A 21837-nucleotide genomic window follows, 5' to 3' on the forward strand; every position below is an offset into this window, starting at 1 on the left:
GCGTTTTGCTGCGAAGCGTCACGAAGTGTTAAAAGTATAGACGGAGAACGTAACCTTTCAGTTCTTTACGTAACATATCAGAAATGTCTGGTGGATCACTATTTTTGCGGTTCGTCACAAGACCTTACTATAGTGAGCGTTAGATCTCGTTTTATTACGTCTCGTTGCATAGAATGTGCAAGGAAATTAAACCTGCCTCATATTCGGAGCACACATGTCCCGCGTTCTGCACTTTGTTCTGGCGCTCGCCGTTGTTGCGCTGCTTGCTTTGCTGGTCAGCCGTAACCGCAAAGAAATTCGTATCCGCTTTGTAATTCAATTATTAGTGATAGAAGTGATTCTTGCCTGGTTCTTCCTGAACTCTGAGGTTGGCCTCGGATTCGTGAAAGCCTTCGCAGGCATGTTCGATAAACTGCTCGGCTTTGCACGCGAAGGGACAAACTTCGTCTTTGGCGGCATGAACGATCAGGGTCTGGCCTTCTTCTTCCTACAGGTTCTCTGCCCTATCGTGTTCATTTCCGCGCTGATCGGTATTCTGCAGCATATTCGCGTGCTGCCGATTGTGATCCGCGCTATCGGTACCGTGCTTTCCAAAGTCAACGGTATGGGTAAACTGGAATCCTTCAACGCCGTGAGTTCGCTGATCCTGGGCCAGTCGGAAAACTTTATCGCTTATAAAGATATTCTCGGCAAAATGTCCCGTAACCGCATGTACACCATGGCGGCCACGGCGATGTCTACCGTCTCCATGTCCATCGTCGGCGCGTATATGACCATGCTGCAACCCCAATATGTGGTGGCGGCGCTGGTGCTCAACATGTTCAGCACCTTTATCGTACTGTCGCTGATTAACCCGTACCGCGTTGAGCAAGAAGATGAAAACCTGCAGATGTCCACTCTGCATGAAGGTCAGAGCTTCTTCGAAATGCTGGGTGAATATATCCTGGCCGGTTTTAAAGTAGCGGTAATCGTTGCGGCAATGCTGATCGGCTTTATCGCGCTGATTGCCGGTCTGAACGCGCTGTTCGCTGCGGTGCTGGGTATCTCCTTCCAGGGCATCCTGGGTTACGTGTTCTATCCAATTGCCTGGGTGATGGGCGTACCGGCAAGCGAAGCGTTGCAGGTTGGCAGTATCATGGCGACCAAACTGGTTTCTAACGAATTTGTAGCGATGCTGGATCTGCAGAAAATCGCCCAGTCTGCGACCCCGCTGTCTGCGCGTGCGGAAGGCATTCTGTCCATCTTCCTGGTATCGTTCGCTAACTTCTCGTCTATCGGTATCATCGCCGGTGCGATTAAGGGCCTGAACGAAGAGCAAGGAAACGTGGTATCCCGCTTTGGTCTGAAACTGGTATACGGCTCTACGCTGGTAAGCGTACTGTCTGCATCCATCGCGGCGCTGATGCTGCCGTAAGGTTTGCCGGAAACAAAAAACCCGCTTCGAGAAGCGGGTTTTTTTATGGTTACGATAAGGTGTTAAGCGGTACCGGCCTGCCGGTCAAATAGCCTTGCAGGTAGTTAACCCCTAAATCCAACAGCAGCTGGCGCTGCGCTTCGGTTTCCACATACTCCGCCACGACCGATAAGGATTTGGCTTTTGCCAGTTCGCAGATCGATTTCACGATCATGTTATCCAGCGAATCGGTGAGAATATCTTTGATAAAGCAGCCGTCGATTTTAATGATATCCGCCTGCAGGCGTTTCAGGCGCTCGAAGTTGGCATAGCCGGTGCCAAAATCATCAATTGCGATACGGAACCCGCTTTCACGCAACAGGGTAATATTCTGGGTGGTGGTTTCCGAGTCAGAAAACGCCTGCTCTTCGGTCACTTCAATAATGACCCAGCTTACCGGCACGTCATACTCTTCAAACAACGTAATGATCTGCCTGGCTGCGCCTTTTTGCATCAAGGTTAGCGGCATTAAATTGACGGAAAAGCGCGGACAGGGGCCATTTACCAGATGCAGGCGAAGATACTTCAGTAAGGCTTTCATCACCTGCATATCAAAGCGAACGCTCAGGTTAAAGTGTGCCACCACGGGAATAAATTTGTCGGGCGTGAGGAAGATATCATCACAATGCATCCGCGCCAGGATTTCGTGATATCCCCTTCCCTGCGCATCCACAATCGGCTGAGCGTAGAGTTCAATTTTTTCCTCTTCCAGCACCTGTTTCACCTGTCTGAGCAAGGTGATTCGCTCGGTAGTTTCCCCAGAAATGGTTACTTTACTGTTTTGATTAAGCGGTAATACCGGCTCATCCACCGTGACCTGCTCCGCCAGGTAACTCAGTTGGCTGATCACCCGATACAATTCATCTTCGTGGTAATGAATAATCGACCAGGTGGCACCGTAATCAATATCCAGCTGCACGCTGTTCCATGGAATACGCTTGCTGCCCAACAGATCGACCATATGGCGTAAACGCGCTTCAGGTTCCGGCCCTTTCAGGAATATCAGCAAATCACTGCCAGGCAACTGAAACACCATTTCGCCATGTTGTAGCCAGGGCTTCAGGATGTTGGAAATTAATTGCTTTACGTGGACGCGCATCATCAGGCCGTAATGACGGCTCAGGAAGTCCATATTGTTGAGCCGCAGGCAGCAAAGCGCGCCGGTACGTTCCCGCTCAATCACCTTTTCAAGGGCGCGCAAATTCGGCATGCGCGTTAAAGGATCAATTTGCGACAGCGTGAAATATTGGCGCTTCATTCTTTCGTTGCGCTGAAATATTACCGTCATAAACAATACCGACACGGTAAACGCAATAAAAACTGACAATACAAAAGCCAGTGAATAGGCCGAGTTACCGTATAAAAAGCTTTCGTTCCAGCTCAGCAGCATCCAGGCGGAGATCGACCATAATATGCTGATTAAACGGGGGCCGATTTTAAATACGCCAATCGTGAATAGCACAAACACAATTGGCACCAGATATCCGGATATCCAGTCAGTCTCGTAGGGGCCGCAACAAATCATCAGTAAGGCCACCACCACCACCAGCCAGCAGAAGGTAAAAATCCGCCGCCTGCGTGAAAGAACCGGAACAATGCAGCGCCGGAAAAATGCGCGCGCAAAGGCCCGGCTTAACAGCATTCTCAGCGGGTAATAAAACATGCCGCTGAAAACTAACGCCGCCGCCACAGTGTTCTGCGCATCCACGATGTTGAACATGGTCGAGCTATGGCCAAAAAAAGGCTCAATGGCGGCTGGAAAGGTCATATAGTGACCAAGAACATAGCGCAACATTTTACTGATCAGCGGTGCGGCAAAACCCATCCAGAGAATACGGTGACCGACGCCTTTGCCCGTCAGGTTATAGCGCCAGCGACGGCCCAGAAAGGCCTGACAAATCGCACCGCAGAGGATAAATGGCGCCATAAAGCAAAACAGAAACGCGCTGAGCTGGAACGCGCTAACGTTGTAACGGTGGGAATAGGAAGAGGCCAGCACAATAATCAGCGGGGCAATGGCATGGCGGCCAAATAGTAGCGGCATCGCTACCATAACGCTCAAGGGTAAATAGGCGAGATAAAGCGCTTGCCCATCAATGACGGCTTTGGGGGAAATATAACGCGCCATCGGCACCAGTAAAAGACATAACACCAATGCTACAAAAAACCGCTTTATATTAATTCTGTTTAACATGGATATATATAATTTACTTGTTAATTTGGCACGTGAAATAAGTAGCGCTAATAATATGGTTAACCTTTATTCGACGCAAGTTATGAGAAGAGTAATCTCCCCTGGATAAACAAGGGATTAACGAATTACTACAAAATGACATAATTAAAATTACAGCGCGTAAGGGGGTGAAGAGCGGAAAAGCCAGACGGAAAAACGAAAAACCCCCGCCGAAGCGAGGGTTTGAAAGGTGGTGGAGCTAAGCGGGATCGAACCGCTGACCTCTTGCATGCCATGCAAGCGCTCTCCCAGCTGAGCTATAGCCCCTACGCAAAATCGTTGTCGTGTTGACGGCCCGAATAATATGAATTCCACCCAGTACTGTCAACGCGAAATTCACTGATTAGATTCAACCGCTGAAAAAGCCAGCAACCTGGCATCCGTCTCGCACTTTCCTGAACTCGCTAGTTATTCACGTCACAGTTTCCAGTAAAATAGTGCTATAAGATGAACAGCTAATAACCTTATAAATCACTGGAGTAATCATGCTCAAGGAACGAATGACGCCAGAAGAATTGGCATTGCTAACGGGTTACAGCAGGCAAACCATTAATAAATGGGTGCGCAAAGAGGGGTGGGAAACCTCACCCAAACCCGGGGTGCAGGGCGGTAAAGCAAGATTGATCCACATTAATGAACAAGTCCGGCATTTTATACGCAGCGCACAGCGCGCCACTGAACCTCACGCATCTTATGTCGCCCCGCAGGCTGAAACGCCGCTCGAAAATTTGCTGATCAATTCACTGAAAGAAATGACGCCGTCCGAACAAAAACAAATGACCTCTCTGCTTCTGAGAGAAGGCATTTCCGGAATGTTGCAACGCCTCAGCATTCGTCATGATGACTAGCCTATGATGATATTTAAACCAAGGATGACCCCGGCAGAACTTGCCGAATTAACAGGCTATAAAGCGCAAACGATTAATCGCTGGGTAACCGACCAGCAATGGCAAACCGTTCCGTTGAAAGGCGTTAAGGGCGGGAAAGCGCATTTGATTATCGTCGACGATCGGGTACGGGAATACGTCTCCGGTACGCGGAAAATGCAGTCCAGAGCGGAAAGCTACCATCTGGCGGAGCCCGTTACCGCTTACGGCGATGATGCCGCACAACTGGAAAACCAGTTACGTCAGGTCGCTCAGGCCATGACGCCTTATGAGCGCCAGCAGCTTTCAGCATTAATATTGCGTGAAGGTATCAGTGGGCTGTTGAAACGGCTTGGCATCAAAGATGAATAACAGCCAAAAATAAAGCCGGTATTAACCGGCTTTATTCGTTAACAGCAGCGTTACTGCTGGCTTTCACGCCCGGCAATAAACGCCAGCGCTTTATTGATGCGCTCTACCGAGCGGGTCTTACCAATAGCGTGTACGGTAACGTCCAGGCCTGGCGACTGCCCTGCCCCGGTTACTGCCACACGCAGCGGCATACCCACTTTGCCCATGCCGACTTCCAGTTCATCTGCCGTTGCCTGAATGGCCTCATGCACGTTTTCCGCCGTCCAGCTGGTGATAGCGGCTAATTTATCGCGCACCACTTCCAACGGCTGACGCGCCACCGGGCGCAGGTGTTTCTTCGCTGCGTCTGCGTCAAATTCCGCGAAGTCTTCATAGAAATAGCGGCAGGTTGCGGCCATCTCTTTCAGCGTTTTGCAGCGCTCGCCCAGCAGCGTGACCAGTGCCGCCAGCTCAGGCCCGTTGCGGGTATCGATATTTTCCTGCTCGATATGCCACTGTAAGTGAGTAGCCACGTACTCTGGAGCCAGGGTGTTGATGTAATGATGGTTCAGCCACTGCAGTTTTTCAGTGTTGAAAGCGCTGGCGGATTTGCTCACCGCATGCAGATCGAACAGTTTGATCATCTCTTCACGGCTGAAAATTTCCTGATCGCCGTGGGACCAGCCCAGACGTACCAGATAGTTCAGCAGCGCTTCCGGCAGATAGCCGTCATCGCGGTATTGCATTACGCTCACCGCACCGTGGCGTTTGGAGAGTTTTTTACCGTCGTCGCCGTTGATCATCGACACGTGAGCATAAAGCGGCACCGGCGCGTTCAGCGCTTTCAGGATGTTGATCTGGCGCGGCGTGTTGTTGATATGGTCTTCGCCACGGATGACGTGGGTGATTTCCATATCCCAGTCATCCACTACAACGCAGAAGTTGTAGGTCGGAGAACCGTCAGTACGGCGGATAATCAGATCGTCCAGCTCCTGGTTGCTGAATTCAATCGGGCCGCGGATTTGATCGTCAAAAATCACCGACCCTTCCTGCGGGTTGGCAAAACGCACCACGCACGGCTCATCGTCGGCATGATGTTTATGACCGTGGCGGCAGCGCCCGTCGTAACGCGGCTTTTCGCCCTTTGCCATCTGCTCTTCACGCAATGCTTCAAGGCGTTCTCTGGAGCAATAGCATTTATACGCCGTGCCCGCTTCAAGCATCTCATCAATCACCGCGTTATAGCGATCGAAGCGCTTAGTCTGATAGTACGGGCCCTCGTCCCACTGCAGGCTCAGCCAGTTCATACCGTCCATAATGGCTTCGATGGCTTCCGGCGTCGAACGCTCCAGATCGGTATCTTCAATGCGCAGGACAAATTCACCGCCAAGGTTGCGAGCAAAAAGCCAGGAATAAAGAGCAGTACGAGCGCCACCAACGTGCAGATAGCCGGTTGGGCTCGGTGCGAAGCGGGTTTTGATTTTCATTAATTGGCCTTACGTTTGTAAAGGTGCCGGAAAACGGCAAATGCCTGGGAATGCTAAGTGGGCAATATTCTACCACCGTCGCCCGATTCCTCAATGTTGAACCCTGTTGTTCAGTGTGAAAGGGATAAACTGATGGCAAATCAAGCGCCAACGGGGAATAATCGATCGTATTGTCTAAATTTAAGACGAGCGATTAAAAACTTAAGAAAATGCGTTGACTCATTTTCAACTCTCCCTATAATGCGACTCCACACAGCGGGGGTGATTAGCTCAGTTGGTAGAGCATCTCCTTTACACGGAGGGGGTCGGCGGTTCGAGCCCGTCATCACCCACCATATCGAACAACGTATTGCGAAGTACCCGGTAGTACCGAAATGGGTGATTAGCTCAGTTGGTAGAGCATCTCCTTTACCCGGAGGGGGTGGGGGTTTGGGCCCGTCATCACCCACCATTTCGGGTCGTTAGCTCAGTTGGTAGAGCAGTTGACTTTTAATCAATTGGTCGCAGGTTCGAATCCTGCACGACCCACCAACATTCATTCCTGGGGTGTTTCAGGACATCCGGGGAAGTAAAGAAACCGTATTACTGTCAAAGGTATACGGTTTTTTTTCGTCTGTATGTGTCTCTCCGAATGTTGGGGAAGCCAGCGCAAATGGGCCTGTCAATGGGCCTACGCCGCTGACGGTGGAAATGTCGTAGGCCCATTTTCAGTTTTTGGCTAAAAAATACTTAAGAAAACAGAATATTCAACCTTTCCCCTTTCGGCCAGTGGCGGTGCAGCGTGTTTGCCAGCCTGGCGGAGGCCAGCCCCGCCTCGCGGGAGAGCGCCACCAGCGAGGTGCCGCGTTTTCTCAGCGCGGCGATAATATCGGCAGGATGCCAGCCCGGTTGTATCATGCCGTAATCTCATCAATCAGCTTTACGCCGTCAGCAGTGCGTACCCAGCGCGGAGCGTTGATTTCAGCAGCAAAGTATTCCACCAGTTCGGACAACAACCCGTTAAGCTGCTCTTCCGCCTCCGGTGGATACGTCCGGCACAGCAAAACCTGCGCCAGCGTCTGGCAGTAATCACAAAGCGTGTTTGCGTCGGGTGCAAAGCAGGGAAACGTCGCGGGCAGCGTGTCCACGGTCAGGCTGTCCATCAGGTGCGGCGGGATCGGATCGAGTAATCCCGGCCTCAGCAGCGCGAGCGCGCCAGCCAGCCGTCCGCAGAATGCCATGCGCAGCGCCGGATCATCGCACTCCGCCAGCGCGAGGGCGAGTTTGTCGCAGTGGGTGGCGAGGACGGTGAAATCAGTGCCGGGCGCTGAAGGAAAAGGAAAGTAACGGTGGGTCAGAGTGAGGGTTGTAGCCATAATGCAGCCTCCGGTGAGTGATGTTTATAACCCCCACCGGAGAGGTCTGTACGGGTGGCGGAGCCGGACAAGGTTGACCTTACCGGCCTCATCGATGCCGGCACCCCATTGAGATGCAGCCGGACGCACGACATAAAAAAGCGCAGACGCGCATTATGTCGTTGATGAAGTATTTCACGCGTTCAATCCCGATACCTGATTTTGCAGGTACATGTAAGCGATACCGCTATCCCCTCTGCCGGACAAGGCATTCTGCAGAAATCAGCCTGATAAATATGCCCGCAATGCGTTAAATAAAATAATAATCAGTTTCGGTTATATTTAATTTTAATTATTGCCACACCTCCAATATCTTCATGATATATAAGATTTTCCTTATCAGGAAGTTCGATAAAAATAATCTCCGGCGCGATCCAGGTCATAAATTTCCATAATAAAAAGTTATCTAATGGACGCAGATCAACAGCATTACTCTTTTCCCTGTTTTCTGTATCACCTGTCCGGGCTGCCGTTATCTGCCTGCCCTGCCAGAAAACTCACGGAAGGATAAACCGGAGAAAACGGACATGAGCGGAAAACCTGCGGCACGACAGGGCGATGCGACAGCGAAAGGCGGCCCGATAGTTCAGGGCTCGGCAGGGGTGAGAATTGGCGCGCCAACCGGTGTGGCGTGTTCGGTGTGTCCGGGCGGCATGACCACCGGCGAGCCGGTCAACCCCCTGCTCGGCGCGAAGGTGCTGCCCGGCGAGGTGGACGTGGCGCTGCCCGGGCCGCTGGCGTATATGGTCAGCCGTTCCTACAGCAGTTACTGCACAAAAACCCCCGCCCCGGTGGGCGTGTTCGGCCCCGGCTGGAAAACGCCCGCCGATATCCGCTTACAGCTACGCGACAGTGAACTCATCCTCAACGATAACGGCGGACGCAGTATCTATTTTGAGCTGCTGTCGCCGGGCGAAGTGGGACACAGCAGAACGGAAGGACTCTTCCTGGTGCGCGGCGGCGCGGCAGAACTGAACTTTCACCGGCTGGATAAATTATGGGCCACGCTGCCGGAAGCCATCCGCTGCAACCCGCATCTTTACCTGGCCACGAACAGCCCGCAGGGGCCGTGGTGGCTGCTGGGCTGGCCGGAGCGGGTGCCGGAGGTGGATGAGGTATTGCCGCCCCCGCCGCCGCCATACCGGGTGCTGACCGGCCTGGCGGATATGTACGGGCGCGTGCTGGCGTTTCACCGCGAGGCATCCGGTGAACTGACGGGTGAAATTACCGCCGTAACCGATGGCGCAGGCAGACGTTTCCGGCTGGTGCTGACCACCCAGGCGCAGCGCGCAGAGGACGCCGCTGCGCACGCCTCTGCTCCCGCATTTCCCGCCACGCTCCCCCGCACGGACTACGGTGCGGATAACGGTATCCGGCTGGCGGCGGTGTGGCTGGACCACGACCCCGAATACCCGGAGGAACTGCCCGCCCTGCCGCTGGCGCGCTATGGGTATACCCCGCGCGGCGAGCTGGCGGCGGTATTCGACCGCAGCGGCACGCAGGTGCGCAGCTTTGCCTACGACCCGCAGCATCCGGGGCGGATGGTGGCCCACCGTTACGCGGGAAGGCCGAAGAGCCGCTATCGCTACAACGGACAGGGCTATGTGACAGAGCAGGTCAACCCGGAAGGCTTAAGCTACCGCTTTGTCTGTGAGAAATCACAGGTCACCATCACCGACAGTCTGGGTCGCCGCGAGGTGTTGTACCTGGAAGGTGAAAACAGCCTGAAACGGGTGGTGAGACACGAGCAGGCAGACGGCACGGTTATCCACGATAAATACGATTACCAGGGCAGACTGACAGCGCACACGGATGCGGCAGGCCGGATAACAGAGTACCGCCGCGGCGTGGTGGACGGTCTGGTGACGGCGACCCTTACCCCGGACGGCAGGGAAACCCGTTTTGATTATGCTGACCAGCAGCTTTCCGCCGTTATCTTCCCGGACGGGCTGCGCATCAGCCGCAAATACGACGACACGGGGCGACTGACGCAGGAAATATCCCGCAGCGGTGAAATCACGCAGTATTTTTATGACAATCCACACAGTGAACTGCCGGCCGCGCTGCTGGATGCGACGGGCAGCCGAAAACAGATGCGCTGGAGCCGCTACGGCCAGTTGCTGGCGTTTACGGACTGCTCCGGCTATGAAACCCGCTATGAATATGACCGCTACGGACAGACAACCGCCATTCACCGCGAGGAAGGGCTGAGCATTTACCTGCGTTACGACAGCCGCGGCAGGCTCACCGGTCGCCGGGATGCGCAGGGACGCGAAACGGAATATGAATATAATGACGCGGGCGATTTGACCGCCGTGATTCACCCCGACGGCCGCCGCAGTACCACGGAATATGACGCGCGGGGCCGTGCGGTAAGCGTGACGGAGGGCGGGCTGACGCGCCGGGCTGAATACGACGCCGCCGGGCGCATCATTACCCTGGTCAACGAAAACGGCGCAACGACCACGCGGGAATACGACCCGCTGGACCGGCTGGTGCAGGAAACCGGTTTTGACGGCAGGACGGCGCGTTATCATTACGCTCTTACCGGCCTGCTGGCGCGCAGCGAGGACGCCGGTCTTATTACGCAGTGGCTGTATGACGAGGCCGACCGCCTGAAGCAGCGTACCGTGGGCGGCGAACCGGCGGAGCAGTGGCAGTATGATGAACGTGGCTGGCTGACGGGCATCAGTCACCTGAGCGAAGGCCGCCGGGTGGCGGTGCTTTACGGGTATGACAATAGCGCCACCAGTTGGCCCGCGCCAACCGCAGGACGCAGCGACCCCGCCGCGTTGGTGCAAAACAGCAGTTCGCATCCCAGAAGTTTGAACGTGCGGATCGCATCGGTCATGATGGTCATCCCGCGCCCTTCATAGAAATGGCCGCGGCCTTTCATACAGGCAACGTTTACCCCCGCCAGCTGGCCTAATACCAGTTCTCCGGCATGGCCCTGCACGCCGCTGACAGGGAAACCAGGCAGTTTCTGGTACGAGATGGCAACTGCATCGACGATCTGGTCAGCCAACGCCCCCAGTCCAGAACCAAGAATGAACGCCACGCGGGGAGTAAAGTTGGGTTTATGGGCGCGAATAATTTCAGCGCAGGCATCAGGGTGAGAAAACAGAGTCGCGGTCATAACGCTTCCTTCAGAGTAAAGTGTCTCTGAGTTATAACGACAGACCTGCGTTATAAACCAATACACTTTGCCCGCCCCATCAATAGCGTTTCGGTATCAATTATCCCGGTGGGTCATTCAAGTTTTGAAGCCGCAGGCCGATAACGTCGTACAGGCAAGAAAAGGAGGACCGGATGACAATCCTAACAACAACCACTGCAATACCCACCGGCGGCGGAAGTAGCGCCCCCCAGGGCAACAGCCTTGCAGCGCAAATTACCCGTCTTACCCAACAAATCACTAAACTGACCCAACAGTTAAAGGATATTGTCAGCAGCAGCGGCAGCACCGAACAGAAACAAAAGCAGAAAGAGCTGATTCAGACACAGATAAAAATGCTGCAGGCTCAGCTGGCGCAGCTACAGCGCCAACAGGTAGAAGAAGCCCAGAAGAAGCAGGAAAATCAACGCAGTGCTGCGAGCGTTAATGCCCTGGCCAGCGATCGTCAAATAGATGTTTATGTTTGATCGTCCGGCACGTTAAACAACGGATCGTGGATACGTGCCTGGGTCAGAAAATGGGCCTGTGCGCGTACCACCTCCCAAATGGCCTGTGCTGCCCCGGAAAGCGATCTTTTCTTACGCTGCACCAGCATTAATCGCCGTTCAATCACTGGCGTAAGCGACCTGACGACCAGATGGCACCCCTGCGGCAAAGGCAGAGCCAGTGCGGGCAATACGCTAATCCCTATCCCCGCCTCCACCATGGGAAACAGCGTGGCCGGATGGCCTATCTCCTGGACAATATTGGCGGCAATATTTTGCCGCCGGAGCGCCGCATCGATGAGCGGACGGCTGCCCGACGCATAGTCCTGCAACACCAGCGGTTGATCGTGCAGCGCCTGCCATGGGACATGTTGCTGCTGGCTAAAAGGGTGATCCTCGCGGCATAACAATAAAAACGGCTCCGACAATACCGCTTCGCACTGCAAATCGCTGACCGGGCCGGGATCGATCACAATGCCAAAATCCACTTCTCCCTGGCGAATACTCTCCAGAACCCACTGCTGCGGCCTGTCATGCAGCACAAAATCGATCTCCGGATAATCGCGATTGCATTGCGCAATGCACTGGGGAATGAGATGGGCGGAAATAGTCTGGCTGGCCGCTACCCGCACCGTGCCTGATAGCTGCTGCCCTACCCGCCCGGCATCGCGCAACGTGCTGTTCAGTTCATCCAGCTGTCGCTCCAGCCGCGCCGCCAGTTGATAGCCGGCCTCGGTCATAACCACTTCACGAGTCGTGCGATCCAGCAGTCTCACCCCACACTGGCGCTCCAGTTCTTTGACACTGTGGCTGATGGCCGATTGGCTTAACCCAATGATGTCGCCCGCCCGGCTAAAACTTTTGGCCTGCGCGACGGTGACAAATATGCGCAACTGGCGCAATGAAACATTCATACATTTCCTTCATGAATGGATGCAATAAATCAATTTTATTTCTCAAAATGAAAAACGCAAAATAACGCTTCGACTCAGGAGAGATTATGAAACTTTTGCGTATCCTCGATCCGTTCACCCTGACGCTGATTACTGTGGTATTACTGGCGTCGTTCTTCCCGGCTCGCGACGGGTTCGTTCCGTTTTTTGAAGGACTTACCACGGCGGCCATCGCCTTGCTCTTTTTTATGCACGGCGCCAAGCTGTCGCGTGAAGCAATCATCGCGGGCGGCAGCCACTGGCGGTTACATCTTTGGGTGATGTGCAGCACCTTCATTCTCTTCCCGGTACTCGGCGTACTTTTCGCCTGGTGGGCACCGGTTAACGTCAGCCAGGAGCTGTATACCGGTTTCCTCTATCTGTGTATTTTGCCCGCGACCGTACAGTCAGCCATCGCCTTTACCTCTCTGGCAGGCGGCAACGTTGCGGCTGCGGTCTGCTCCGCCTCGGCATCAAGTCTGCTGGGGATTTTCCTGTCGCCGCTGCTGGTTGGCCTGGTAATGAATATGCACGGCGCGGAAGGCAGTCTGGAGCAGGTCGGCAAGATTATGCTGCAACTGCTGCTCCCGTTCGTGCTGGGCCATTTGTCGCGCCCATGGATTGGCGGTTGGGTGGCGCGGCACAAAAAACTGATCTCGAACACCGACCAGACGTCTATTCTGCTGGTGGTGTATACCGCCTTCAGCGAAGCCGTGGTCAATGGCATCTGGCATCAGGTTGGTCTGGGTTCACTGGTGTTTATCGTGGTTGTCAGCCTGGTGCTGCTGGCGATTGTGATTGGCGTGAACGTGCTGGTGGCGCGCAAATGCGGCTTCAGCAAAGCCGATGAGATCACCATTGTGTTCTGCGGCTCGAAGAAAAGCCTGGCGAACGGGATACCGATGGCCAATATCCTGTTCCCGACGTCGGTGATTGGCATGATGGTGCTGCCGCTGATGATTTTCCACCAGATCCAGCTGATGGTCTGCGCGGTGCTGGCGCGGCGGTATAAGCACCAGACGGAACAATTGCAGGCGCAGGAAAATGCCCGCGCCGCTAAAGTCTGAGGCTATTTCTTCAGGGGCTGAACCAGATGGGTCAGCCCCTCGGTTTTAATCAGCATTGTTATCGCCATCAGCTCGCCCAGACGCCCGGCAGGGAATTCATCCTTACGGGCGAACCACAGCAGATACTCTTCAGGTAAATCAATCAGCTTGCGGCCTTTGTATTTCCCAAACGGCATTTCAGTGTTGGCGATGGCGATAAGCTGCTCTTTTTCCATGTTATTCACCCAAAAGACGCATCATTTCATCTTCGTCGATCACGGCGATCCCCAGTTCCTGCGCCTTCGCCAGTTTCGAGCCCGCCGCTTCACCGGCAATCACCAGATCGGTCTTTTTCGACACGCTGCCCGCCACTTTTGCGCCGAGCGCGGTCAGCCGCGCTTTGGCATCATCGCGCGACAGCTGGCTGAGTGAGCCGGTTAGCACCACGGTTTTCCCGGCGAACGGGCTGTCGATCTCTTCCGCCTTAATCACCAGCGGTTCAGGCCAGCTAATGCCGATATCCTCCACCAGTTGGCGGATCACTTCGCGGTTGCTCTCTTCTTCGAAGAAATTGAAGACGTGCGTCGCTACCACAATCCCGACATCCGGGACTTTTTGCAGCTCTTCGATGCTCGCCTTCGTCAGCGCATCCAGATTGCCAAAATAGGAGGCCAGCCCTGCCGCCGTGGCTTCGCCCACTTCACGAATGCCCAGCGCGTACAGGAAGCGCGCAAAGGTGGTGGTTTTAGCTTTCTCAAGGGCATCGACCACGTTCTGCGCCGACTTCGGCCCCATGCGATCCAGACCGGTCAGCTTCCCGGCGGTTAACCGGAACAGGTCTGCAGGCGTATGAACGTACTCTTTCTCCACCAGCTGATCGATAATCTTATCGCCCATGCCGTCGACGTCCATCGCCCGACGTGACACAAAGTGCTTCAGGGATTCTTTACGCTGCGCACCACAAATCAAACCGCCGGTGCAGCGCGCCACGGCCTCGCCCTCTACGCGTTCAACATCAGAACCGCAAACCGGGCAGTGCGTCGGGAAGTCGACTCCCCGGGTTTCGTCCGGACGCTCGGAGAGCACCACGTTGACCACCTGGGGGATCACGTCGCCGGCGCGACGGATCACCACTTTATCACCGATGCGCAGCCCCAGACGTTCAATCTCATCAGCGTTATGCAGCGTGGCGTTACTGACCAGTACGCCTGCCACCTGTACCGGCTCCAGACGAGCCACCGGTGTGATGGCCCCGGTGCGGCCGACCTGGAACTCCACATCGCGCACAAAGGTCATCTGCTCCTGAGCGGGGAATTTGAAGGCCACCGCCCAGCGCGGCGCGCGCGCCACAAAGCCGAGCTGCTCCTGCAGCGCCAGCGAATCCACTTTGATCACCACGCCGTCGATATCAAACCCCAGCTGCGGACGATCGGCTTCAACCTGATGATAAAACGCCAGCACCTCTTCCGGGGTCTGGCAAATGCGGGTGCGATGGCTAATCGGCAGACCCCATTTAGCAAATTGTTGCAGGCGCTGATAATGGCTGGTCGGCAGTTCGCCGCCTTCCAGAATACCGATGCCATAGCAGTTGAAGGTCAGCGGGCGCTTCGCCGTAATACGCGGATCGAGCTGGCGCAACGACCCCGCCGCCGCATTGCGCGGGTTGGCAAACACTTTGCCGCCGGTGCGCCGGGCTTCTTCGTTAATCTTTTCAAATCCGGCCTGGGGCAGAAACACCTCGCCGCGCACTTCCAGACGCGCCGGAATATCATCGCCGCGCAGTTTCAGCGGGATCGCCCGCACGGTACGAATATTGGAGGTAATATCTTCCCCGGTGGTGCCGTCGCCACGAGTGGCGGCGCGGACCAGCAAACCGTTTTCATACAGCAGGCTCACCGCCAGGCCGTCGAGCTTGAGTTCACAGCAGTAAGTCAGCGCATCGCTGCTTTTTAACCGATCCTGCACGCGTTTATTGAAGGCCAGAAAGCTGCTCTCATCGAAGACGTTATCCAGCGACAGCATCGGCACTTCGTGGCGGATTTGGGTAAACGCCGTCAGCGGCGCGGCGCCCACGCGCTGGGTCGGGGAATCCGGGGTAATCAGCGTCGGGTTGTCGGCTTCCAGCGCGCGCAATTCATTCATCAACCGGTCATATTCGGCGTCCGGAACTTCAGGCGCATCCATCACATGGTACAAATATTCATGATGGCGAAGCGTGGTTCTAAGTTCAGTCAGTTTTTGTTCTATCGAGTCCATATCACACCACCAATGAAAAAACCCCCGACGATGCGGGGGCTTAGAAAATGTTGTTCACCGCACGCAGGTTATGCGTTAGCGTCTTTGACTTCGCGGATTCGATCCTGATATTCACGCAGTTTTTGCGGCGTCATCATGCGACGCTGATCGTCCAGCACCACGCCGCCCACTTCATCGGCAATGTGTTGTGCAGATTGCAGCATCAGCTTGAAGTTCTGGATCTCGTCACCGTAGGAAGGCACCTGCATAAAGATGGTGACGCCAGGCGTCGCGAAAGTATGCATATTTTCTGGATCGAACGACCCCGGCTTCACCATATTCGCCAGGCTGAACAGTACCGGTCCGCTGCCGTCCGGGCTCAGGTGACGATGGAAAATATTCATTTCGCCGAAGGTAAAGCCGGCCTGCTGGATGCTGTTGAGCAGCACATCGCCGTTCAACTGACTCCCGGCATGAGCCGACACGTTCATCACAATGACGGTCTCTTTCAGGCGCGGTTTTTCAGATGCCGGCGCGGGCGCAGGTTCAGGTTGCGCGACAGGTTCAGGCTGAGGCGCAGGAGCAACGGGCTGCGGTTGCTGCGGTTCCGGCGCTCTTACCACGGGTTGAGTCGGCGCAGGCTGCGGAGCGACAGGCGCCTGTTGAACAGGTTGCTGCTGAACAGGTTGCTGTGGCACCGGCGCGCGTTGCTCGGGTTCCTGAGGACGGGCCACAGGCTGGCGCGGCTGCGAGGACGCATAAGGAGGCTGGTAGTTATGCTGCGGCACTTCCGGTTGGCGAGGCGGCTCAGGTTCCCGGGAGACGCTGTCATGATCGGGCGCAACGCGGCGTACACGCACTTCGCCGACCCCTTCGTCTTCCATGTCGTCGCCATCATCATCAGAATCGTCATCACGCCTCGATTTCATCCGCTTAATCGGACGATCGCGGAACACAGAAGAGCGTTCCTTACGGCTGGTCCACAGGCCGTGCACCAGTAAGGCTATTATGGCGATTGCGCCAACAATGATTAATATCAGACGCAAATCCTGCATCATTATATTCTCTGTTGTTCTAACACCTTGCCACTGCGGCAAACATTTACTCACTAAGAGTATTTGCCCATCTGCTCAAGTGCAAGTCCGCGCACGTTTTTCTCCGCATAAAGATGAAATAAAACGTGTTTTTTGCTGGTTTTTCGACCATTTCCGAACTGGCGATATTTCCGGGCTCGGTTAAGATAGCCTGCGTTGACCCTGGCTGATATTAAAGGAGTAAGCCTCGATATGGTTTCACAATCCGGCGGCACGCCGCGTAGCGGTCTGTATTATTTTTCTCAGGGCTGGAAACTGGTCACGCTGCCAGGCATTCGCCGGTTCGTTATCCTGCCATTATTGATCAATATCGTGCTGATGGGCGGCGCGTTCTGGTGGCTGTTTTCCCAGTTTGACGTCTGGATCCCCGCACTGATGTCCCACGTGCCGGACTGGCTGCAATGGCTGAGCTATGTGATTTGGCCGCTGGTGGTGATTTCCGTGCTGCTGATCTTCGGTTATTTCTTCTCAACCCTGGCAAACTGGATTGCCGCGCCGTTTAACGGCCTGCTGGCAGAACAGCTGGAAGCGCGCTTAACCGGCGCTACCCCACCGGACACCGGGGTTATTGGCGTCCTCAAAGACGTACCGCGCATTATGAAACGCGAGTGGCAAAAGCTGGCCTGGTATCTGCCGCGCGCCGTGGTCCTGCTGCTGCTCTATTTTATTCCCGGCATCGGCCAGACCGTCGCGCCAGTGCTGTGGTTTTTATTTAGCGCCTGGATGCTGGCGATCCAGTATTGCGACTATCCTTTCGATAACCACAAAGTCCCGTTTAAAACGATGCGTATCGCCCTGCGCGAACGCAAATTTACCAATATGCAGTTCGGCGCGCTGGTGAGCCTGTTTACGCTGATTCCGTTTTTAAATCTGGTGATTATGCCGGTGGCAGTGTGCGGCGCTACCGCCATGTGGGTGGACAGCTATCGTCGCCAACATGCCCTGTGGCAGTAAAAGCCGGGAACGGAAACGAGACGGCTTATGCCGTCTCTTATTCCAAAGTGGTCATCATTATTTCTCATCAGCATATAGATATGCGAATTACTTACTTCCCCCTGGTGGGGAAGTGCGTATGCTAACTCTGTTTCCCAAATTTCATACAGTTAAGGACAGGCCATGAGTAAGATTTTTGAAGATAACTCGCTGACTATCGGTCATACGCCGCTGGTTCGACTGAACCGTATCGGTAACGGACGCATTCTGGCGAAGGTAGAATCACGCAACCCAAGCTTCAGCGTCAAATGCCGTATCGGTGCCAATATGATTTGGGATGCCGAAAAACGCGGCGTACTGAAACCGGGCGTGGAACTGGTTGAACCCACCAGCGGCAACACCGGTATTGCGCTGGCCTATGTCGCCGCCGCGCGCGGTTATAAACTCACCCTGACCATGCCGGAAACCATGAGCATCGAACGCCGCAAGCTGCTGAAAGCGCTGGGCGCGAACCTGGTGCTGACCGAAGGCGCAAAAGGCATGAAGGGCGCAATCCAGAAAGCAGAAGAAATTGTCGCCAGCGATCCGGCGAAATATCTGCTGCTTCAGCAATTCAGCAACCCGGCTAACCCGGAAATCCACGAAAAAACCACCGGCCCGGAAATCTGGGAAGATACCGATGGCCAGGTAGATGTATTTATCTCCGGCGTGGGTACTGGCGGTACGCTGACCGGCGTGAGCCGTTATATCAAGAACACCAAAGGCAAATCTGAACTGATCACTGTGGCGGTTGAGCCCACCGATTCTCCGGTTATCGCTCAGGCGCTGGCGGGTGAAGAGCTGAAACCCGGCCCGCATAAAATCCAGGGTATCGGCGCTGGCTTTATTCCGGGCAACCTGGATCTGAAACTGATCGACAAAGTCGTGGCGATCACCAACGATGAGGCTATCTCTACCGCCCGTCGCCTGATGGAAGAAGAAGGCATCCTGGCGGGCATCTCTTCCGGCGCTGCGGTTGCGGCCGCGCTCAAACTTCAGGAAGACGAAGCCTTTACCAACAAGAATATTGTGGTTATCCTTCCCTCTTCAGGTGAGCGTTATCTGAGCACCGCATTGTTCGCCGATCTCTTCACTGAGAAAGAACTGCAACAATGATGCCAGATTGTTAAATTTGAATAAAAAAGCACCTTTTGGGGTGCTTTTTTGTGCCCTGCTTCAAACTTTCACCGCTCCTGGCATTGCCTCATCCCGCTGGCTCTGGTATTTAAGCATCAATTTATTTCGATGCGTGAAATTAATCATTATTGGATTAGTATTGGCTGAATCGATTTAATGATTTGGTTAAGCTTTGTTATTCGCTGCATAATGATTGATGACGAGCGAAACGCGGGTCGCGTAATAGCGCCGTGCGATTTCGCAGTTCTGGCATTCTGTGCCGCGTTGCCTTGAACGCCGGTGCAACTTTAAGGCTAAAGTGTGGCCGCCAGGCTAGACTTTAGTTCCACAACACTAAACCTATAAGTTGGGGAAATATAATGTTCCAGCAAGAAGTTACCATTACCGCTCCGAACGGCCTGCATACCCGCCCTGCTGCTCAGTTTGTTAAAGAAGCGAAAGGCTTCACGTCTGATATCACTGTGACCTCCAACGGCAAAAGCGCCAGCGCAAAAAGCCTGTTTAAGCTGCAAACTCTGGGTTTGACTCAGGGTACTGTGGTTAGCATCTCTGCCGAAGGCGAAGATGAGCAGAAAGCAGTTGAGCATCTGGTAAAACTGATGGCTGAACTCGAGTAAGTTCCGGGTTCTTATTAATATCAGTCACAAGTAAGGTAGGGTTATGATTTCAGGCATTTTAGCATCCCCGGGTATCGCTTTCGGCAAAGCACTGCTGCTGAAAGAAGATGAGATTGTCATCGACCGGAAAAAGATTTCTGCCGATAAGGTTGATCAGGAAGTTGAGCGTTTCCTGAGTGGGCGCGCCAAGGCCTCTACGCAGTTAGAAGCGATCAAAGTCAAAGCCGGCGAAACTTTCGGTGAGGAAAAGGAAGCCATCTTCGAAGGCCACATCATGTTGCTGGAAGATGAGGAGCTAGAGCAGGAAATCATAGCCCTGATTAAGGACAAGCTCATCACTGCCGACGCGGCAGCTTATGACGTTATCGAAGGCCAGGCGACTGCGCTGGAAGAACTCGATGACGAATACCTGAAAGAGCGTGCGGCTGACGTACGCGATATCGGTAAGCGCCTGCTGCGTAATATTCTTGGCCTCGCCATTATTGATTTAAGCGCAATTCAGGATGAAGTGATCCTGGTTGCCGTCGATCTGACGCCGTCCGAAACCGCACAGCTGAACCTGAAAAAGGTGCTGGGTTTCATCACCGATATCGGTGGCCGCACGTCCCACACCTCCATCATGGCGCGTTCTCTGGAACTGCCTGCCATTGTGGGTACCGGCAGCATCACATCCCAGGTGAAAAACGGCGACTATCTGATCCTCGACGCGGTAAACAACAAAGTTTACGTCAACCCGAGCGATGAAGAGATCGAAACCCTGCGCAATATTCAGACCCAGGTTGCTGAAGAAAAAGCAGAACTGGCAAAACTGAAAGACCTGCCGGCCATTACCCTTGACGGCCATCAGGTTGAAGTGTGCGCCAACATCGGCACCGTGCGCGACGTCGCTGGCGCTGAGCGCAACGGCGCGGAAGGCGTGGGCCTGTACCGTACCGAATTCCTGTTTATGGATCGCGACGCGCTGCCGACTGAAGAAGAGCAGTTCGCTGCATATAAAGCCGTGGCGGAAGCCTGCGGTTCTCAGGCGGTCATCGTACGTACCATGGACATTGGCGGCGATAAAGAACTGCCGTACATGAATTTCCCGAAAGAAGAAAACCCGTTCCTGGGCTGGCGTGCGGTGCGTATCGCCATGGACCGCAAAGAGATCCTGCGCGATCAGCTGCGTGCGATCCTGCGAGCCTCCGCTTTCGGAAAACTGCGCATTATGTTCCCGATGATCATTTCCGTTGAAGAAGTCCGCGTGCTGAAAAAAGCCATCGAGACCTTCAAACAGGAACTGCGCGATGAAGGTAAAGCTTTTGACGAATCTATTGAAGTTGGCGTGATGGTGGAAACACCGGCAGCGGCGACAATTGCGCGTCATTTAGCCAAAGAAGTCGATTTCTTTAGTATCGGAACGAACGATTTAACACAGTACACCCTGGCAGTTGATCGCGGTAATGATATGATTTCACATCTTTACCAGCCGATGTCGCCGTCTGTACTGACTCTAATTAAGCAAGTGATTGATGCATCTCATGCAGAAGGTAAATGGACCGGAATGTGTGGTGAGCTTGCAGGCGACGAACGTGCTACACTTCTGTTGTTGGGGATGGGTCTGGATGAATTCAGTATGAGTGCCATTTCTATCCCGCGTATCAAGAAGATAATTCGTAATACGAATTACGAAGATGCGAAGGTGTTAGCAGAGCAGGCTCTTGCTCAACCGACAACGGACGAGTTAATGACGCTGGTTAACAAGTTCATTGAAGAAAAAACAATCTGCTAATCCACGAGATGCGGCCCAAATTACTGCTTAGGAGAGAAGGCTAATGGGGTTATTTAGTAAACTGTTCGGTGACAAAGGCAATAGCGACACCGGAACCATTGAGATCGTTGCTCCACTGTCTGGCGAAATCGTTAATATTGAAGACGTGCCGGATGTAGTGTTCGCGGAAAAAATCGTTGGTGATGGCATCGCTATCAAACCAACCGGTAACAAAATGGTTGCACCGGTTGACGGCACCATCGGTAAAATCTTCGAAACCAACCACGCCTTCTCTATCGAATCCGATAGCGGCATTGAGCTTTTCGTTCACTTCGGTATCGATACCGTAGAGCTGAAAGGCGAAGGCTTCAAGCGTATCGCTGAAGAAGGTCAACGCGTGAAAGTTGGCGATCCGGTTATCGAATTCGATCTGCCGCTGCTGGAAGAGAAAGCTAAATCTACGCTGACGCCGGTTGTGATCTCCAATATGGACGAGATCAAAGAGCTGATTAAGCTGACGGGTAGCGTGACCGTGGGTGAAACCCCGGTTATCCGCATCAAGAAGTAATGCTGCTTGAGTAAAAATGGCGCCGAAAGGCGCCATTTTTTT

Annotated in this window: 18 protein-coding genes, 4 tRNA genes and 2 pseudogenes; 14 read left to right on the plus strand and 10 right to left on the minus strand. The window is 54.1% G+C overall.

The annotated features are described in order from the left end of the window. The first annotated feature begins 214 nt into the window (after positions 1 to 214). Entirely contained in the window at positions 215 to 1414 is a 1200-nt protein-coding gene (locus GV764_RS13215; RefSeq protein ID WP_161660550.1) for a NupC/NupG family nucleoside CNT transporter, read from the plus strand. Between the two features lie 49 nt (positions 1415 to 1463). On the opposite strand, the gene GV764_RS13220 is transcribed toward GV764_RS13215, so the two are convergent. Continuing rightward, positions 1464 to 3647 carry an EAL domain-containing protein gene (locus tag GV764_RS13220; protein ID WP_161660551.1) on the minus strand — a complete coding sequence of 728 codons (2184 nt, stop codon included), beginning with the start codon at positions 3645 to 3647 and terminating at the stop codon, positions 1464 to 1466. A 230-nt stretch (positions 3648 to 3877) separates the two neighbouring features. Next, positions 3878 to 3953, minus strand: a tRNA-Ala gene (locus GV764_RS13225). A 218-nt stretch (positions 3954 to 4171) separates the two neighbouring features. Between GV764_RS13225 and GV764_RS13230 the strand changes: the two genes are divergently transcribed. Together GV764_RS13230 and GV764_RS13235 are read left to right on the plus strand one after the other, a co-directional pair. Next, positions 4172 to 4534 (plus strand): YfeC-like transcriptional regulator, encoded by a 363-nt coding sequence (locus GV764_RS13230; protein WP_161660552.1) that lies wholly within the window; start codon positions 4172 to 4174, stop codon positions 4532 to 4534. A gap of 3 nt (positions 4535 to 4537) precedes the next feature. Next, complete coding sequence (locus GV764_RS13235; protein ID WP_236651874.1) at positions 4538 to 4924, plus strand: YfeC-like transcriptional regulator; 387 nt, start codon at positions 4538 to 4540, stop codon at positions 4922 to 4924. Between the two features lie 50 nt (positions 4925 to 4974). Here the strand turns inward: GV764_RS13235 and gltX are convergent, their stop codons facing one another. Further along, the gene (gene gltX / locus GV764_RS13240) at positions 4975 to 6390 is read right to left on the minus strand and encodes a glutamate--tRNA ligase (protein WP_161660553.1); all 1416 of its coding nucleotides are present in this window, start codon (positions 6388 to 6390) and stop codon (positions 4975 to 4977) included. Positions 6391 to 6649: 259 nt separating this feature from the next. On the opposite strand from gltX, the gene GV764_RS13245 reads away from it, so the two are divergent. From GV764_RS13245 to GV764_RS13255, 3 genes are all read left to right on the plus strand, one after another. Further along, a tRNA-Val gene (locus GV764_RS13245) sits at positions 6650 to 6725 on the plus strand. 41 nt (positions 6726 to 6766) lie between these two features. After that, a tRNA-Val gene (locus GV764_RS13250) sits at positions 6767 to 6841 on the plus strand. A gap of 4 nt (positions 6842 to 6845) precedes the next feature. Further along, positions 6846 to 6921 (plus strand) — tRNA-Lys (locus tag GV764_RS13255). Positions 6922 to 7119: 198 nt separating this feature from the next. Here the strand turns inward: GV764_RS13255 and GV764_RS13260 are convergent. Then, the gene (locus GV764_RS13260) at positions 7120 to 7287 is read right to left on the minus strand and encodes a helix-turn-helix domain-containing protein (RefSeq protein ID WP_161660554.1); all 168 of its coding nucleotides are present in this window, start codon (positions 7285 to 7287) and stop codon (positions 7120 to 7122) included. Beyond that, the gene (locus GV764_RS13265; protein ID WP_161660555.1) at positions 7284 to 7745 is read right to left on the minus strand and encodes a hypothetical protein; all 462 of its coding nucleotides are present in this window, start codon (positions 7743 to 7745) and stop codon (positions 7284 to 7286) included. Before GV764_RS13265 ends, GV764_RS13260 begins: the two co-directional genes overlap by 4 nt. A gap of 566 nt (positions 7746 to 8311) precedes the next feature. On the opposite strand from GV764_RS13265, the pseudogene GV764_RS13270 reads away from it, so the two are divergent. Continuing rightward, positions 8312 to 10525: pseudogene (locus GV764_RS13270) on the plus strand (DUF6531 domain-containing protein); the annotation flags it as partial. Here the strand turns inward: GV764_RS13270 and GV764_RS13275 are convergent. Further along, positions 10525 to 10920: pseudogene (locus GV764_RS13275) on the minus strand (phosphorylase family protein); the annotation flags it as partial. The pseudogenes GV764_RS13270 and GV764_RS13275 overlap by 1 nt on opposite strands. 173 nt (positions 10921 to 11093) lie before the next feature. On the opposite strand from GV764_RS13275, the gene GV764_RS13280 reads away from it, so the two are divergent. Further along, on the plus strand, positions 11094 to 11426 hold the full coding sequence (locus GV764_RS13280) for a FlxA-like family protein (RefSeq protein WP_161660556.1): 333 nt from the start codon (positions 11094 to 11096) through the stop codon (positions 11424 to 11426). Here the strand turns inward: GV764_RS13280 and GV764_RS13285 are convergent. After that, positions 11417 to 12358: a LysR family transcriptional regulator gene (locus GV764_RS13285; protein WP_161660557.1), complete on the minus strand. Its 942-nt coding sequence runs from the start codon at positions 12356 to 12358 to the stop codon at positions 11417 to 11419. The two genes, GV764_RS13280 and GV764_RS13285, sit on opposite strands and share 10 nt — an antisense overlap. Positions 12359 to 12444: 86 nt before the next feature. On the opposite strand from GV764_RS13285, the gene GV764_RS13290 reads away from it, so the two are divergent. Beyond that, entirely contained in the window at positions 12445 to 13443 is a 999-nt protein-coding gene (locus tag GV764_RS13290) for a bile acid:sodium symporter family protein (RefSeq protein ID WP_161660558.1), read from the plus strand. Between the two features lie 2 nt (positions 13444 to 13445). Here GV764_RS13290 and GV764_RS13295 read toward each other — a convergent pair whose 3' ends face one another. The 3 genes from GV764_RS13295 to zipA form a co-directional block, all read right to left on the minus strand. Then, complete coding sequence (locus tag GV764_RS13295) at positions 13446 to 13658, minus strand: DUF3820 family protein (protein WP_161660603.1); 213 nt, start codon at positions 13656 to 13658, stop codon at positions 13446 to 13448. 1 nt (position 13659) lies between these two features. Continuing rightward, entirely contained in the window at positions 13660 to 15678 is a 2019-nt protein-coding gene (gene ligA, locus GV764_RS13300; RefSeq protein ID WP_161660559.1) for an NAD-dependent DNA ligase LigA, read from the minus strand. Positions 15679 to 15746: 68 nt separating this feature from the next. Next, positions 15747 to 16715, minus strand: a complete 969-nt coding sequence (gene zipA, locus GV764_RS13305; RefSeq protein ID WP_161660560.1) for a cell division protein ZipA — start codon at positions 16713 to 16715, stop codon at positions 15747 to 15749. A gap of 228 nt (positions 16716 to 16943) precedes the next feature. Between zipA and cysZ the strand changes: the two genes are divergently transcribed. The 5 genes from cysZ (at position 16944) to crr (ending at position 21795) form a co-directional block, all read left to right on the plus strand. Next, positions 16944 to 17705: a sulfate transporter CysZ gene (gene cysZ / locus GV764_RS13310; RefSeq protein ID WP_161660561.1), complete on the plus strand. Its 762-nt coding sequence runs from the start codon at positions 16944 to 16946 to the stop codon at positions 17703 to 17705. Between the two features lie 162 nt (positions 17706 to 17867). Then, entirely contained in the window at positions 17868 to 18839 is a 972-nt protein-coding gene (gene cysK / locus GV764_RS13315) for a cysteine synthase A (RefSeq protein WP_161660562.1), read from the plus strand. Between the two features lie 380 nt (positions 18840 to 19219). After that, complete coding sequence (gene ptsH, locus GV764_RS13320; RefSeq protein ID WP_002463574.1) at positions 19220 to 19477, plus strand: phosphocarrier protein Hpr; 258 nt, start codon at positions 19220 to 19222, stop codon at positions 19475 to 19477. A gap of 43 nt (positions 19478 to 19520) precedes the next feature. After that, positions 19521 to 21248 (plus strand): phosphoenolpyruvate-protein phosphotransferase PtsI, encoded by a 1728-nt coding sequence (ptsI, locus tag GV764_RS13325; protein WP_161660563.1) that lies wholly within the window; start codon positions 19521 to 19523, stop codon positions 21246 to 21248. Between the two features lie 43 nt (positions 21249 to 21291). After that, positions 21292 to 21795, plus strand: coding sequence for a PTS glucose transporter subunit IIA (gene crr / locus GV764_RS13330; RefSeq protein WP_002463576.1), 504 nt, complete (start codon positions 21292 to 21294; stop codon positions 21793 to 21795). Positions 21796 to 21837: the final 42 nt, after the last annotated feature.

Origin of the sequence: Atlantibacter hermannii (assembly GCF_009907385.1) — a bacterium.
Taxonomy (GTDB): domain Bacteria; phylum Pseudomonadota; class Gammaproteobacteria; order Enterobacterales; family Enterobacteriaceae; genus Atlantibacter; species Atlantibacter hermannii_A.